15 protein-coding genes and 1 other annotated feature are annotated in these 13165 nt (G+C 51.6%); of the genes, 5 read left to right on the top strand and 10 right to left on the bottom strand.

All coding sequences use genetic code 11. The features are described from left to right. From ilvC to ilvB, 3 genes are all read right to left on the bottom strand, one after another. A complete protein-coding gene (gene ilvC / locus J2T14_RS15670) occupies positions 1 to 993 on the bottom strand; it encodes a ketol-acid reductoisomerase (RefSeq protein WP_307200732.1) in 993 nt (330 codons plus the stop codon). A gap of 142 nt (positions 994 to 1135) precedes the next feature. Further along, positions 1136 to 1621 (bottom strand): acetolactate synthase small subunit, encoded by a 486-nt coding sequence (gene ilvN, locus J2T14_RS15665; RefSeq protein ID WP_307200734.1) that lies wholly within the window; start codon positions 1619 to 1621, stop codon positions 1136 to 1138. Next, a complete protein-coding gene (gene ilvB, locus J2T14_RS15660; RefSeq protein WP_307472198.1) occupies positions 1618 to 3363 on the bottom strand; it encodes a biosynthetic-type acetolactate synthase large subunit in 1746 nt (581 codons plus the stop codon). Before ilvB ends, ilvN begins: the two co-directional genes overlap by 4 nt. Positions 3364 to 3927: 564 nt before the next feature. Between ilvB and J2T14_RS15655 the strand changes: the two genes are divergently transcribed. Then, positions 3928 to 4380, top strand: coding sequence for a GNAT family N-acetyltransferase (locus tag J2T14_RS15655; RefSeq protein WP_307472196.1), 453 nt, complete (start codon positions 3928 to 3930; stop codon positions 4378 to 4380). A 14-nt stretch (positions 4381 to 4394) separates the two neighbouring features. Here J2T14_RS15655 and J2T14_RS15650 read toward each other — a convergent pair whose 3' ends face one another. From J2T14_RS15650 to J2T14_RS15630, 5 genes are all read right to left on the bottom strand, one after another. Next, positions 4395 to 4787: a hypothetical protein gene (locus J2T14_RS15650; RefSeq protein ID WP_307200741.1), complete on the bottom strand. Its 393-nt coding sequence runs from the start codon at positions 4785 to 4787 to the stop codon at positions 4395 to 4397. 231 nt (positions 4788 to 5018) lie between these two features. Continuing rightward, positions 5019 to 5378, bottom strand: a complete 360-nt coding sequence (rplT, locus tag J2T14_RS15645; protein WP_307200743.1) for a 50S ribosomal protein L20 — start codon at positions 5376 to 5378, stop codon at positions 5019 to 5021. A 46-nt stretch (positions 5379 to 5424) separates the two neighbouring features. Next, entirely contained in the window at positions 5425 to 5625 is a 201-nt protein-coding gene (gene rpmI / locus J2T14_RS15640) for a 50S ribosomal protein L35 (RefSeq protein WP_087570780.1), read from the bottom strand. Between the two features lie 52 nt (positions 5626 to 5677). Next, positions 5678 to 6271, bottom strand: a complete 594-nt coding sequence (infC, locus tag J2T14_RS15635) for a translation initiation factor IF-3 (protein ID WP_307472194.1) — start codon at positions 6269 to 6271, stop codon at positions 5678 to 5680. Continuing rightward, positions 6231 to 6386 (bottom strand) — a sequence feature (ribosomal protein L20 leader region). It overlaps the preceding gene by 41 nt. Before the next feature lie 83 nt (positions 6387 to 6469). Continuing rightward, on the bottom strand, positions 6470 to 7708 hold the full coding sequence (locus J2T14_RS15630; protein WP_307472192.1) for a glycosyltransferase family 2 protein: 1239 nt from the start codon (positions 7706 to 7708) through the stop codon (positions 6470 to 6472). 761 nt (positions 7709 to 8469) lie between these two features. On the opposite strand from J2T14_RS15630, the gene J2T14_RS15625 reads away from it, so the two are divergent. Further along, a complete protein-coding gene (locus tag J2T14_RS15625; RefSeq protein WP_307200754.1) occupies positions 8470 to 9042 on the top strand; it encodes a phosphatase PAP2 family protein in 573 nt (190 codons plus the stop codon). A 3-nt stretch (positions 9043 to 9045) separates the two neighbouring features. On the opposite strand, the gene trmB is transcribed toward J2T14_RS15625, so the two are convergent. Both trmB and J2T14_RS15615 read right to left on the bottom strand, forming a co-directional pair. Then, positions 9046 to 9828 carry a tRNA (guanosine(46)-N7)-methyltransferase TrmB gene (trmB, locus tag J2T14_RS15620; RefSeq protein ID WP_307472189.1) on the bottom strand — a complete coding sequence of 261 codons (783 nt, stop codon included), beginning with the start codon at positions 9826 to 9828 and terminating at the stop codon, positions 9046 to 9048. 189 nt (positions 9829 to 10017) lie between these two features. After that, positions 10018 to 10224: a hypothetical protein gene (locus J2T14_RS15615; protein ID WP_307200759.1), complete on the bottom strand. Its 207-nt coding sequence runs from the start codon at positions 10222 to 10224 to the stop codon at positions 10018 to 10020. Positions 10225 to 10506: 282 nt separating this feature from the next. On the opposite strand from J2T14_RS15615, the gene J2T14_RS15610 reads away from it, so the two are divergent. The 3 genes from J2T14_RS15610 to manA all read left to right on the top strand — a co-directional run bounded on the left by J2T14_RS15610 (position 10507) and on the right by manA (position 13154). Then, complete coding sequence (locus J2T14_RS15610; RefSeq protein WP_307200761.1) at positions 10507 to 11469, top strand: TIGR01212 family radical SAM protein; 963 nt, start codon at positions 10507 to 10509, stop codon at positions 11467 to 11469. A gap of 1 nt (position 11470) precedes the next feature. Beyond that, entirely contained in the window at positions 11471 to 12061 is a 591-nt protein-coding gene (locus J2T14_RS15605) for a class I SAM-dependent methyltransferase (RefSeq protein WP_307472185.1), read from the top strand. A 115-nt stretch (positions 12062 to 12176) separates the two neighbouring features. Continuing rightward, complete coding sequence (gene manA / locus J2T14_RS15600; RefSeq protein ID WP_307200765.1) at positions 12177 to 13154, top strand: mannose-6-phosphate isomerase, class I; 978 nt, start codon at positions 12177 to 12179, stop codon at positions 13152 to 13154. Positions 13155 to 13165: the final 11 nt, after the last annotated feature.

Raw genomic sequence — 13165 nt, 5'->3', positions numbered from 1 at the left:
TTACTTCTTGATCCAGTGCATAAGCTCACGAAGCTGTTTGCCTGTTTGCTCGATTGGATGAGCGGCTTCGTTGCGGCGCGTAGCCGTAAGCATTGCACGGTTCGATTGGTTCTCCAAGATGAAGTCGCGAGCGAAACGTCCGGATTGGATGTCTTCCAGAACGCGTTTCATTTCTTTCTTCGTTTCTTCCGTAACGATACGCGGACCTGTTACATAGTCGCCGTATTCCGCTGTGTTGGAGATGGAATCGCGCATTGTCGCAAGTCCGCCTTCATACATCAAGTCAACGATCAGCTTCAGCTCGTGCAAGCACTCGAAGTAAGCCATTTCCGGAGCGTATCCAGCTTCAACAAGCGTCTCGAAACCAGCTTTAACAAGCGCGGAAGCGCCGCCGCAAAGTACGGCTTGCTCGCCGAACAAATCCGTTTCCGTCTCTTCTTTGAAAGAAGTTTCGATAACGCCCGCACGCGTGCAGCCAATGCCTTTGGCATATGCAAGGCCGATAGCTTTCGCATTGCCGGAAGCATCTTGATGAATTGCGATCAGACCAGGAACGCCGAAGCCTTCTTGGTATGTACGGCGAACCATGTGACCCGGCGATTTAGGAGCTACCAAGAATACGTCCGTATCTTTGCTAGGCACGATTTGGCCGTAGTGGATGTTGAAGCCGTGGGAGAACATAAGAGCCGCGCCTTTTTTGAGGTTTGGTTCGATTTCTTCCGCGTATACTTTCGCTTGCGTTTCGTCGGGAAGCAAAATTTGAACAACGTCGGCGATTTTAGTCGCTTCTGCAACAGTCAACACTTCGAAGCCGTCATTCTTAGCTACGTCGGCGGATTTGCCTGGGCGAAGACCGATAACGACTTTCAGACCGCTGTCGCGAAGGTTTTGCGCTTGCGCGTGGCCTTGGCTGCCGTAACCGATAACTGCGATTGTTTTACCTTGAAGCACGCCTTGGTCGGCGTCTTTTTCATAGTACATTGTAACTGCCATTTTAATAATTGCCTCCTTTAATTTAACCCTTTTGAACGGGTGTTTAAGCAGAGAAGTGAAGGTCATATAAATGAGCGGTTCTCCTCTTAAACTCCCGTTCAAATAGGGAGGTTGAACCGATTAGTCTTTTAACAAGCCGCTATTATTTCGAATTGCCCCGGTTAAGTGCCGTTACCCCTGTGCGGGACAACTCGCGAATGCCGTAAGGCTTAAGGAGCTCGACCATCGCGTCGATCTTCTCCGTATCGCCAACCACTTGCACGATTAGCGTATGCGTGCCGATATCGACAACTGCCGCGCGGAACGTATCGACAACGCCGAGAATTTCCGGTCTAGCCGATGGCTCGGCGGCTACCTTGATGAGTGCAAGCTCGCGCGCAACCATCGGGTTCGCGCTAAGATCGATTACCTTAATGACATCGATCAGCTTGTACAGCTGCTTTGTGGTCTGCTCGAGCGTGTGATCATCGCCAGTCGTGACGATGACCATACGCGACAAGCCGGCTTCCTCGCTCGTGCCTACCGTAATGCTCTCAATATTGAAGCCGCGGCGTCCGAACAAGCCGGATACGCGTTGCAGAACGCCGGGCTGATCGTTAACGATTACTGCGATCGTATGCTTCTTCATTCCGAATCCCCCATGATCATTTGGTCGATAGTGCTTCCTTGTGCGACCATCGGATACACATTCTCATCTCTGCGAACGACGAATTCCACGACGGCCGGACCTGGATGATTAAGCGCCTCTTCCCAAACCGCTTTCGCATCCTCCTTGTTCGAAGCGCGGAAACCCTTAACGCCATACGCTTCGGCAAGCTTGACGAAGTCCGGGCTGCCGGCGAGGTCGATATGGCTGAATCGGTTCTCGTGGATAAGCTCCTGCCATTGACGAACCATGCCGAGTACCTGGTTATTAATAATAACAACCTTAACAGGTATGTTGTTGATCGCGCAAATCGCGAGTTCCTGCGCGCACATCTGCATGCCGCCGTCGCCGTTGATCGATACGACCGTACGATCCGGATTCGCCATTTGGGCGCCGATCGCCGATGGGAAACCGAAGCCCATCGTGCCAAGTCCGCCCGACGTTACCCAAGAACGCGGCTTGTTGAATTTGTAATATTGGGCCGCCCACATCTGATGCTGTCCTACGTCCGTCGTTACGATCGCGTCGCCGCTTGTTGTCTCGTGGATAAGCTCCACGACCCATTGCGGCTTAAGCTCGTCTTCGGAATCGATGTAGCGGAACGGGTGCGCCGCCTTCGACTTCTGAATGTCGGCTCGCCATGCGTCCGCTTTGTCCGCGCGCTTCACGATCTTGTTCGCCAAGCCGAGGACCGTCTTCACGTCGCCGACGATCGGAATGTCCGTCGGCACGTTCTTGCCGATCTCGGCCGGATCGATATCGATATGAACGATCTTCGCTTTCGGCGCGAATCCGGAAAGCTTGCCCGTCACGCGGTCATCGAACCGTGCGCCGATATTAATAAGCAAGTCCGCGTTCTGGATCGACATGTTAGCCGTATACGTACCGTGCATGCCCGGCATGCCAAGCCACAGATCGTTGCCGCTTGGATAGCCGCCAAGACCAAGAAGCGTCGTCGTGATCGGAATGTCCGTTTTCGTCACGAACTCGAGCAGCTCCTCATGGGCTCCGGAGTAAACTACGCCGCCGCCTGCAAGAATAAGCGGACGAGTCGATTCTTCAATCGCCTTAACCAGCTTATCAAGCTGCAGCTTGTTCGGCGTTACCGTTGGATTGTAACCGCGAATGCTAACTTCCGTTACCGGCTTGAACAGCGTCTTCGCCGCGGATATGTCCTTCGGAATATCGATGAGCACGGGGCCTTTGCGGCCTGTGTTCGCGATATGGAACGCCTCGTGAATCGTGCTCGACAAATCCTCTACATTTCGAACAAGGTAGCTGTGCTTCGTAATCGGCATCGTAATGCCGGTAATGTCGGCCTCTTGGAACGCATCCGATCCGATCAGGGAGGAGATGACGTTGCCCGTAATAACGACGAGCGGCACAGAGTCCATATAAGCAGTTGCGATACCGGTTACGAGGTTAGTCGCGCCCGGTCCCGACGTTGCGATACATACGCCGACCTTGCCGCTAGCGCGGGCATAGCCGTCAGCCGCGTGAATCGCGCCTTGCTCGTGGCGAGTCAGCACGTGGTTAAAGTCAGGGTTGCCGTGCATCGCATCATAAATATACAATACGGCGCCGCCTGGATAACCGAATACGCAATCTACACCCTCAAGCAACAGACTGCGGAGCAATATTTCCGATCCAGATATGACCTCGGGCATCGAGAGTCTTTCCATTAATTCCTCTTTTGACTTAAGCTGAGCATCTTGCGTTACCATCAGTCATCCTCCTCTCAAAAAAACAAAAAAACCTTTCGCTCCTCCTGCTTCATGTCGAAGCAACGAGGGACGAAAGGTTGATCTTCCGTGGTACCACCCAAATTCGTTATACATATTCAATGTATAACCTCCACAGGCAAGAACGATGTGCACATACTCGTTCATACCTTTGGCACTTTAACGCTTGCCCTGCGATTTCCCCTAATGCGCATCGGTCGATGCTTTTCAGGGAAACAGCTCCGAGGTGAGCTCGTAGAAAAGGGATTTTGGCGACGGTTGCAGCTGATCCGTCTGCTCTCTGTTCAAAAGAGCCCTTAGCACTTCGTCCTCATCATTGCCGATAATATATTTACCACTGAGGCTGTAAGCCAATGCGGTAGATAAGACTTTCTTTATTATATGCCGTTATATCCGGTTCGTCAAGAACCATAAACCGCTCTTGAATAATTTGCATGCGGCGCAATTCACCCGCACAGCACATATACTAGTGTAGCCTGACAACGGCAAATCCATGCGGCGCCCATCGAGGCGGCAACATACGCATTGCAGATAGGAATGAATGCCATGATTAGATTGCGAAATCCTAGAACCGACGACGCCGAGCTCGTCCGGCTTATTCGTACCGAGCTGCTTCCGCTCTCTCATACGGCCCGTCCACTCGACGCGCAGATCGTCCGAGAGCTGCCGAAACGATTCCGCAGCGGCATGACGTATGTCGCATCGCTTTCCAAGAATAGTCCGCCTATCGGCTTTGTCCGCTGCGAGATTATGGGCGAAGTCCTATATGTAGATATGCTCGTAACCCATCCCGACCATCAGAACCGAAGATGGGGAAAGCGTTTAATGGCGCAAGGCGAGGCCTACGGTGGGGCCCACCATTGCAAAGCTGTCCGGTTGTTCGTGGATTCAGTTAACGACAAAGCCAGACAATTCTACGTCAAGCTTGGGTACTCCGTCGTCCACTACCACCAGGATCTTCGCTGCTATGAGCTTATCAAACCGTTGACCTCGCCTTGAACGCCTAAACTTCTTTAGAAACCGCTATAGTAGCCGCTGCCTTGATAGCCGTCACCGTTGCCGTAACCGTTATATCCGCCACCGTAGCCTCCACCATAACCGCCGCCGTAGCCTCCACCGTAACCGCCGCCATAACCGCCTCCGCATTTGTTGAAACAGTTGCCAGCTTTAGCGCCGCAGCCGCAACTGCAAAGGGCGCCTACCGCAAGCACGCTAAACAAAAGCAGCGGGATGAAAAAAAAGCTAGTCTGCACTTTTTTTCCTTTATCCTTGCCAAGAGGCTCAAGAATAAGCTTATTGCGATGAATGCGTACAAGCTTCCCTGTAACGACCGAACCATCCGGACGTACCGCATAGATGGATTTGCCGATTAGTTTCCGGACTTCCTTCTTGGAAACATTCTGCATGCCAAATCCCTCCTTTCCCGTTGTTCTTCAGTTTATTCGGGGAGGGGGGGCATCGTCTGTTTGTTTGTCCACTATGGCAATAAATGTGCGATTCACAAGGTGAAACGGCTGTCGCCGTCCTTGGCGGCGCTGCGCGTTTCATTCCGACTTTTCTATATTTCAAGCAAAAGGGCTGTTCCGCAGATCATGAGAATGATCTTACGGAACAGCCCCTTCTATCGGAATCAACGACTAAACGTTGATTTTTTCTTTGGCGATGCCTGCAAGCGAGTTGAACGAACCCAGGTCGTTAACAGCCATGTCAGCAAGCATTTTGCGGTTTACTTCTACGCCCGCAAGTTTCAAGCCGTGCATGAATTTGTTGTACGAAAGGCCGTTAATGCGAGCTGCTGCGTTAATACGGACGATCCACAGTCTGCGGATGTCGCGTTTTTTGTTGCGGCGGTCGCGGTAAGCGTACATCAACGATTTGCCTACTTGCTCCTTCGCTGTTTTAAACAGACGATGTTTCGAACCGAAATAACCTTTAGCGAGCTTTAAAATTCTTTTGCGACGACGAGTGCGGACAAATCCGCCTTTGACTCTTGCCATGAGTGGAAACCTCCTGTAGGTTGAATGGATTTATATAGCGATGCGACTATTTCAATTGGGAAAGACCTTGTTGCAAACGGCGAACATCGCCTGCAGCCATAAGCGGCTGGCCGGCAAGAACGCGTTTTTGACGGCCGGATTTGTGCGAAAGCAAGTGGTTACGGTATGCTTTGTAACGTTTTACTTTACCCGTACCGGTAATTTTGAAGCGGTCCTTTAGACTGCTGTGCGTTTTCATCTTTGGCATGTCAGTTATCCTCCTAAAAAGTTTTCGTTGCTGCGGATTGATGATCCGTGTGCTAGCTAGTAGTTTTTGGTGCCAAAATCATAATCATGCTCCGGCCCTCAAGCTTGGGAGCACGTTCTACGCTGCATATTTCGGCAACCTCTTTGGAGAGGCGGTCCAATATCCGTTGTCCGATCGCCGCATGCGTGATCTCACGGCCGCGGAATCGAACGGAAGCTTTCACCTTATCGCCTTCGTTCAAGAATTTGACTACGTTGCGGAATTTCGTCTGGTAGTCGTTCTCCTCGATATTGGCGCGGAACCAAACTTCTTTGATATCGACGATTTTCTGATTCTTACGGGCTTCCTTCTCTTTCTTCTGCTGCTCGTAGCGGAATTTGCCGTAGTCCATGATGCGGCATACTGGCGGCTTTGCCGTCGGAGCGACGTTCACAAGATCCAAGTTAAGGTCGATTGCCATTTGAAGCGCGTCGCGAATCGGTTTGATGCCAATCTGTTCGCCTTCCGCGCCGACTAAGCGCACTTCTCTTGCCCGAATCTCATCATTGATTTGATGTTCTCTGCTAATAACGTGCCACCTCCATAATAGTATGCTGCTCTTGATAAAAACAAAAAAAATGCGGGTTCGCTCGAACCCGCATCTCATAACCGTTCATAGTAGCCGCGATCGTATTAACGAGGGTCGGCTATTCGAATTTCGATTATCGCGAACCAGTCAGCTTAAGCCAAAAGGTGAGAAGCGGGCGCTTCTGCTTGTGCGTCATTAAGTTATTCCAAAACACTACCGTGTTAATATATCATAATCGACGATTTGATGTCAACAGTCGTTTCTACAACCGCGAATCTACAACTGCTTGCTCTGAACTTCCTCAAGCCGAATAACGCGCGTATGCTCGGTATGGCTCCACGTCTTGTTGTTCTGCGTAAAGAAGGCGTGAACCGTAATCGGCCACCACGACAGCGTGAACAGCAGGAACGTCGGAATGCGCAGGTAAAGCTTCCAGTCCACCTTCGCCATATACATCGACAGCGGGATTTGCACGAATACGTAAGCCATATACGGAATACTCAGCCAGATCGGCAGCATGTTGTACACGGACGTTACGTTGTCCCCGCCGGATAAGAAAATATCGCCCCAGATGATCGCCGCAATGAAGAAGCCGGCCAAATAGTTATAAGCATTGAATACGTACAGCGCAGCGTCGATCTTCGTCATGCTGCGTTCCTTGATGCCCTGCCATAGCAAAGGCAGCATATATTTGCGAGTCACGTCAAAGTGTCCTTGCATCCAGCGAAGACGTTGGCGGGCCGACGCTTGGAACGTAATCGGCTTCTCGTCATACACTTTCGCTTCGAAGTTGAACTTAGGGTAAATACCGCGTTGAATGCAGCGTACCGTAAACTCCAAATCTTCGACGAGGCTTGTCGCGCCCCAGCCCATTTCCTTCAGCAGCTTGGCGTCGAAGCACATGCCCGTTCCGCCGAGAAAGTTCGCTAGCTTCAAATTCGTGCGCGGCAATTGCCATAACCGGTTGCAGAACCAGTAGTTGATGGCATTAGCCGAGCTGATCCAGGAGTCGTTCGGGTTTTTCGTATCCAAGTAGCCTTGAATCACTCTCGAACCGTTGCATAGATCGTTGTTCATATATTGCAGGAAATCTGTTGCTACCAGGTTGTCGGCGTCGAAGATCGCGACGCCGTCATAGCTTTTTGGCATCTTCCATAGTTCCTTCAGCATCCATTCCACCGCAAATCCTTTGCCCCTTTGGCTCGGATTCGTACGTACGCAAGCATGCACGCCGTCGTAGCTATTGACCACGTCAACCGTGCCGTCCGTGCAATTGTCGCAAATGACGAAAATATCGAACAGCTCGCGCGGGTATTTCATTTTCAGCAAATTTTCGATCAGAGCCCCGACCACCTGCTCCTCGTTATGCGCCGCAACAAGAAGCGCGAAAGACTTCTGCGGCGGGTGGGATAAATCCTCTTTCTTGCGACGCCAGCCAAAAAACGTTAGAAACAACTGATACAAGCCTAGTAAAGCAAAAACAATCTGAAACACGAGCATGATTGTGTTAAACATGCGGTACTGCCCCCTTGAGACCCCATTTTTTCTTGATTCGAGTCTTCGGAGCCGAGACGGCGAGTCTTAAAAAACAACCGCTTAGACGCGGTCGCTCATCTCTGAAGAACATCAAACAAGTTTTTATCATATATTTTCTCTTTGTGTATGGGCGCTTCTCTGCAAGCGTCCTGCTAACCCTTTTTGATTTTCCACAGAAATAACAGCTTTGTCAAAAGTAGAATATGACGCGATTACGCTTAATCTCGTCAGAAAAACGCTTGCATGCCTACGGAAAGAGCCCATTACCTCCTTTTGCGACGGTTAAGCCTTATTTTCAACCATTTGCTGACTTTTTAGCACTAACGACCTTACTTACGATAAAATGTTTTAAAATGTTCCCCTTTTTGCGTCCCGGACGTGTGACGAATAGGTGAACGGTTGCGCTGCAAACAGTTTCCCTCCGAAAATTGTCGAATACTGCGATTAGTCTGTATAAGCATTTCCATACGATTCGAATTGTAAAACGGATTTCGGTACAAAAAAGATTTCACAAAGCGCAAACGGCGATCAACGTCCTTTGGCGGCATAAAGCTATCGTTTCGCGGTGAAATATAGGACCCGTATAAGAGAATATCTTATACGGCCTAAATTTTGAAATGAAAATTCATTAATAAAGGATTATTAATTAGTTAACGTTCATCGTACAAAAACGTGGTAAGATCGGATTACGCTTATGAAGTGTGTTTGCTTAGCGCAAATGCGGCAGGAGGGATTTACTAATGGAGAGAATGTTCGATTGGTTACGATCGAATGAGCAGAGAATGCTGTTCTGGGCTAATCGAAGACCTACGGATGGAAGAGTGCATTCGTGGCTCGGCAAGTGGCTAAGCACAGTCACGCATATGGGCGGTGCAACGTTCACCCTAGCTACCGCCTTGTTATATGCGCTCATAGCTCCGACACCATGGAGCACGACCGGCTGGCAATGCCTCGCAGCCGTCATTCTTAGCCACTTGCCGGTAGCGATCGTCAAACGTAAATTTAAGCGGCTGCGGCCTTACCAGGCGCTGCCGGCCGTCAATACCTGCCATAAACCATTGCAGGATTCGTCGTTTCCTTCAGGCCATACGACGGCGATCTTCGCGTGGCTCGTCCCGATATTGCTGACGGCAAGCGTCGGACTTATGATTATCGTGCCTGCAGCTATCGTTATTGGCCTCTCCGTCGGATGGTCGAGGATGTACCTGGGCCTGCATTACCCGTCGGATGTTGCGGCCGGGGCGCTGATCGGAACGGCTACGGCCTTCGCCGTCAATTACTTCTGGCTTGCTTCTACCGTTGCTACCGTATAGTCCTTATTCGGATGCAGATTCATTAGATCCGTCTTCGCTATCATCATCAGCAGCATCAATCGCTTGAGCTGCTTCCTGCAACGCGGTCGCTTTTTTCGCTTCGCGGTGCTTGCGAAGCGCTTCGGAACCGATGACCGCTTCGACGCGATAAATATTTTGGCCTTTTTCCATAAACTTCATCTCATATTCAGTAAATACAAGGTCCTCTCTAGGACCGTCCTTATGCAAGTGAAGCGATATGCCCCGCATAATAAGCTCCATATCGGCGAAGCTGTTCAAGGAGAACTCGAACAACGATTGCGAATCGGTCTTAAAATGAATCTCTCCGCGCTCGTTCAGCAGCTCGATATATTTCTCGACAAATCGGGAATGTGTCAGCCGCCGGCGGGCGTGTTTGCTTTTCGGCCAAGGATCGCTGAAATTCAGATGGATCCGCTCAAGCTCGCCGGGTGCGAACATGTCTTCAATTCCTTCGATATTGGCCCGCAGCAGCGCCAGATTCGGCGGAGAATCAACGCCTTGCTCTTCCCAGATCGCACGCGCCTTCTCGCTCGCACGACGGATCAGTTCATCGTACATATCGACGCCGATGAAGTTAATATGCGGGTAACGCGCGCTCATATTGCTAATAAAGCGGCCTTTCCCCATGCCAAGCTCTACATAAATCGGATTGTCATTGCCGAAGAATTCGCGCCACTTTCCTTTATGTGGCGCAGCATCGAGCACAACGAGCTCCGGCTGGCTCTCCAGACTCTCGCGAATTCCTTTTCTTCCTCTTAAACGCATAGCGTATTGCCTCCAATTGCTCTAAAATCAAAAGTCCAGTGTTATTGGTTATAATGAAACTAGTCCTTATTGTGCCCAACAATAGCCGCATTGTAAAGCAATTTCGTGGCCGCAAACAAAAAAAAGCCGGCGCTATGTCGGCGCTGCGGCTTTAGTCGGTCGATTCGTATAAATAGAGTCGATTCGCGATTAGCTCAGCAGCTGATACGGAATCGGGGCATCCTCGCGTTGAGCGATCTCGTAAGTACCTTCCAGCACCTCGTTCAGCTTCTTGCGGGCGGATATTTCAACGCTGTGATTATTGTAGAAACGAACGCCTGTCAGCGCCATTAACTCTTTCACTGTAAGCTCTACCGTCACTTTGTCATTGCCATGCGGAATTTTCGTCGTACTCATCTCACATCACCTCATCGATTTATTAAAAATAGCGTTCCCAGTTAATCGACGTTTCATGAATGCAGGTGCAAATGGGCTATGTCAGGTTTTTTTGTTGTTTTGTCGCACTTTTAATATAACACTTCATGTAAGGTATTGCAAGCCCATAATCGACGATTTCAAAAATAATTTCCATATAAAGCGGTTTCCGAACATTGTCCGCGGCTAATGGGATAAGTCGTGGCTTTTCGGATCGTTTTTCGCTAAAATAGAAGATGTACGTCTTGAAAGAAGGGGAAAAAAATGATCGATCTAAAAGCGACGCCGCAGCAGCCGATGCTCTGGGGCGACAAAAGATTTCATACATGGAACTACGAAATGCGCGAGCAGTTCGGCGGCAAGGTGTTCAAGGTCATGCTCGACGCCGGCTTCACTTGCCCGAACCGCGACGGATCGATCGCCAAGGGCGGCTGCACGTTCTGCAGCGCGCGCGGATCAGGGGACTTCGCGGGCAGCAGGCGCGACGATCTCGTCACCCAATTCAACAATATCCGCGACCGCCAGCATCAGAAATGGCCCGAAGCGAATTATATCGGCTACTTCCAGGCTTATACGAACACGTATGCGCCGGTCGAGGAGCTGCGCGAATATTATGAAGTCATTCTGCAGCAGCCTGGCGTTGTCGGCTTGTCGATCGCGACACGGCCGGACTGCTTGCCGGATGATGTCGTCGATTATTTGGCAGAGCTGAATGAACGTACCTACCTATGGGTAGAGATGGGCTTGCAGACGGTCCATGAATCAACGTCCGAGCTGATTAACCGCGCGCATGATACCGCCTGCTATCTTGATGCGGTGCGCAGATTAAGAGAGCGGGGCATCCGCGTATGCGCGCATATTATTTACGGTCTGCCGCAAGAAACGCATGAGATGATGCTGGATACGGGACGCGCCGTCGCCAAGATGGATGTGCAGGGCATTAAGATTCACCTGCTCCATCTCATGCGCAAGACGCCGATGGTTCGCCAGTACGAGGCCGGACTGCTTCGATTCCTGGAGCAGGATGAATACGTAAAGCTGATCGTCGACAGCTTGGAGTTCCTCCCTCCGGAGATGATCGTTCATCGCCTGACCGGCGATGCGCCTCGCGATCTGCTGATCGGACCGATGTGGAGTCTGAAGAAATGGGAAGTGCTGAATGCAATCGATGACGAGCTGCGCCGCCGCGATACGTGGCAAGGCAAGCTATGGCAGCCGGAGAATTAGCATGGGCTTCTTATCCGTGCTGAGCACGGCGCATAAATGGATCGCCGAGCGCACCGCTGCCGGAGATATTGTCATTGATGCAACCGCAGGCGGCGGCGTCGATACGCTTGCGCTGGCCGAACTAGTAGGACGATCAGGCACCGTATACGCCTTCGACATTCAGCAAGAGGCGCTGGACCGCACAAGCGAGCGGCTCGCCCCGCTTGCGAAGAGCGGAATGCTGCCCGATGTGAGGCTGTTGCTTGAGAATCATGCACGCATGACCGAAGTCGTTGATCAGGGTGCAGCGGGAGAAGTTGCAGCCGTCATGTTCAATCTCGGTTACTTGCCCGGAGGCGACGACCTTGCCGTTATTACGGAGCCGGCTTCGACGATTCAGGCACTGGATGCGGCCTTATCTCTGCTTCGGCCCGGCGGCATCGTCACCTGCGTGCTGTACCCCGGTCATCCGGGCGGCGCAGAGGAAGCGGCTGCCGTCGAGAATTGGGCCGCCCAGCTTCCGCAAACTTTGGCGCAGACGGTCATCTACCGTCAGTTGCAGCGCGGAGCTGCCCCTTATCTCATTGCTGCGGAGAAGCGCCGAAGCAAATAACAGACTGATAAGGTAATTCGATGATTGCGTTGCACGTACGGAGGCTCATTGGACGAGCTTGCTGCAGGCCGCAATCAGATCTACATATCATTCAAACATGGGAGAGATACGTACAATGACAGTAAAACCTTATCCGCTGCAATTTCAACCGGAGATGAAAGAACGCATTTGGGGCGGTAGAGCGCTTGAAGGCTTCGGCTTGACGCTGCCTGAAGGGTCGATCGGCGAAGGCTGGATGATCGGCGATCATCCCAATGGAACGACTAAAGTCATGAACGGCGAACTCGCAGGCACCGGCCTCGATGTGATTCGCGAGACTTACGGCCGCGAATGGTTCGGCTCGCAAGGCTTCTCGGAGAAGAACGGACGCTTCCCGTTGCTTATCAAGCTGTTGGATTGCAACGACGACCTCTCTATTCAAGTCCATCCTACCGATGAATACGAAGGGCTGCCGCAAGGCGAGCTGGGCAAGACGGAAATGTGGTACATTCTGGACGCCAAGCCGGGCGCCAAAATCATCTACGGTCTCAAGGACGGCATCGACCGCGCAGCCATGGAAGCGGCCATCTCCGAAGGCCGCATTATGGATACGCTGCAAGAGGTTTCCGTCGAAGCGGGCGACGCCTTCTATATTCCGGCAGGCACGGTCCATGCCCTGTGTTCCGGTGTCGTTGTAGCTGAAATTCAGCAAAATTCGGACACGACGTACCGTCTATACGATTACGACCGTCCAGGTCTGGACGGCCAGCTTCGAGAGCTTCATATCGAAGACTCGCTTAACGTCATCGCATACGAGGGCGCCGGCGCCCAGCGGATGAAGACGGATGGCGCTGCGCCAAGCGAGTGGCTGACCATCGCCACATCCCCCTACTTCATCGTCGAGAAAGGCATTGTCGAAGCGCCATGGCAGCTTGCTACTTCGGCGCAAAGCTTCGTTATCCTTGTCATCGCCGAAGGTCAAGGCAGCTTGAAGTGGGCGGAAGGCGAGTTAGCGGTTAAAGCGGGCGAATGCTTCCTCCTGCCCGCAACGCTCGGCAGCTACGAGCTATCCGGCAGCATGACGGTATTGCGCAGCGTTGTGCCAAGCAGCTAACAATTATAGAC

The sequence above is a fragment of the Paenibacillus harenae genome (assembly GCF_030812415.1).
In the GTDB taxonomy this organism is placed as follows: Bacteria; Bacillota; Bacilli; order Paenibacillales; family Paenibacillaceae; genus Pristimantibacillus; species Pristimantibacillus harenae_A.
Note: the sequence above shows the minus strand (reverse complement) of the source record. Positions and strands in the feature narration are given on the sequence as shown.

Bases quoted from the DNA above. Each gene is read 5' to 3' on its own strand.
- manA (WP_307200765.1), top strand. From the start codon at position 12,177: ATGACAGTAAAACCTTATCCGCTGCAATTTCAACCGGAGATGAAAGAA.
- J2T14_RS15605 (WP_307472185.1), top strand. From the start codon at position 11,471: ATGGGCTTCTTATCCGTGCTGAGCACGGCGCATAAATGGATCGCCGAG.
- J2T14_RS15615 (WP_307200759.1), bottom strand. From the start codon at position 10,224: ATGAGTACGACGAAAATTCCGCATGGCAATGACAAAGTGACGGTAGAG.
- rplT (WP_307200743.1), bottom strand. From the start codon at position 5,378: ATGGCAAGAGTCAAAGGCGGATTTGTCCGCACTCGTCGTCGCAAAAGA.
- infC (WP_307472194.1), bottom strand. From the start codon at position 6,271: ATGAGATGCGGGTTCGAGCGAACCCGCATTTTTTTTGTTTTTATCAAG.
- J2T14_RS15650 (WP_307200741.1), bottom strand. From the start codon at position 4,787: ATGCAGAATGTTTCCAAGAAGGAAGTCCGGAAACTAATCGGCAAATCC.
- trmB (WP_307472189.1), bottom strand. From the start codon at position 9,828: ATGCGTTTAAGAGGAAGAAAAGGAATTCGCGAGAGTCTGGAGAGCCAG.
- rpmI (WP_087570780.1), bottom strand. From the start codon at position 5,625: ATGCCAAAGATGAAAACGCACAGCAGTCTAAAGGACCGCTTCAAAATT.
- J2T14_RS15655 (WP_307472196.1), top strand. From the start codon at position 3,928: ATGATTAGATTGCGAAATCCTAGAACCGACGACGCCGAGCTCGTCCGG.
- J2T14_RS15625 (WP_307200754.1), top strand. From the start codon at position 8,470: ATGGAGAGAATGTTCGATTGGTTACGATCGAATGAGCAGAGAATGCTG.
- ilvN (WP_307200734.1), bottom strand. From the start codon at position 1,621: ATGAAGAAGCATACGATCGCAGTAATCGTTAACGATCAGCCCGGCGTT.
- ilvC (WP_307200732.1), bottom strand. From the start codon at position 993: ATGGCAGTTACAATGTACTATGAAAAAGACGCCGACCAAGGCGTGCTT.
- ilvB (WP_307472198.1), bottom strand. From the start codon at position 3,363: ATGGTAACGCAAGATGCTCAGCTTAAGTCAAAAGAGGAATTAATGGAA.
- J2T14_RS15630 (WP_307472192.1), bottom strand. From the start codon at position 7,708: ATGTTTAACACAATCATGCTCGTGTTTCAGATTGTTTTTGCTTTACTA.
- J2T14_RS15610 (WP_307200761.1), top strand. From the start codon at position 10,507: ATGATCGATCTAAAAGCGACGCCGCAGCAGCCGATGCTCTGGGGCGAC.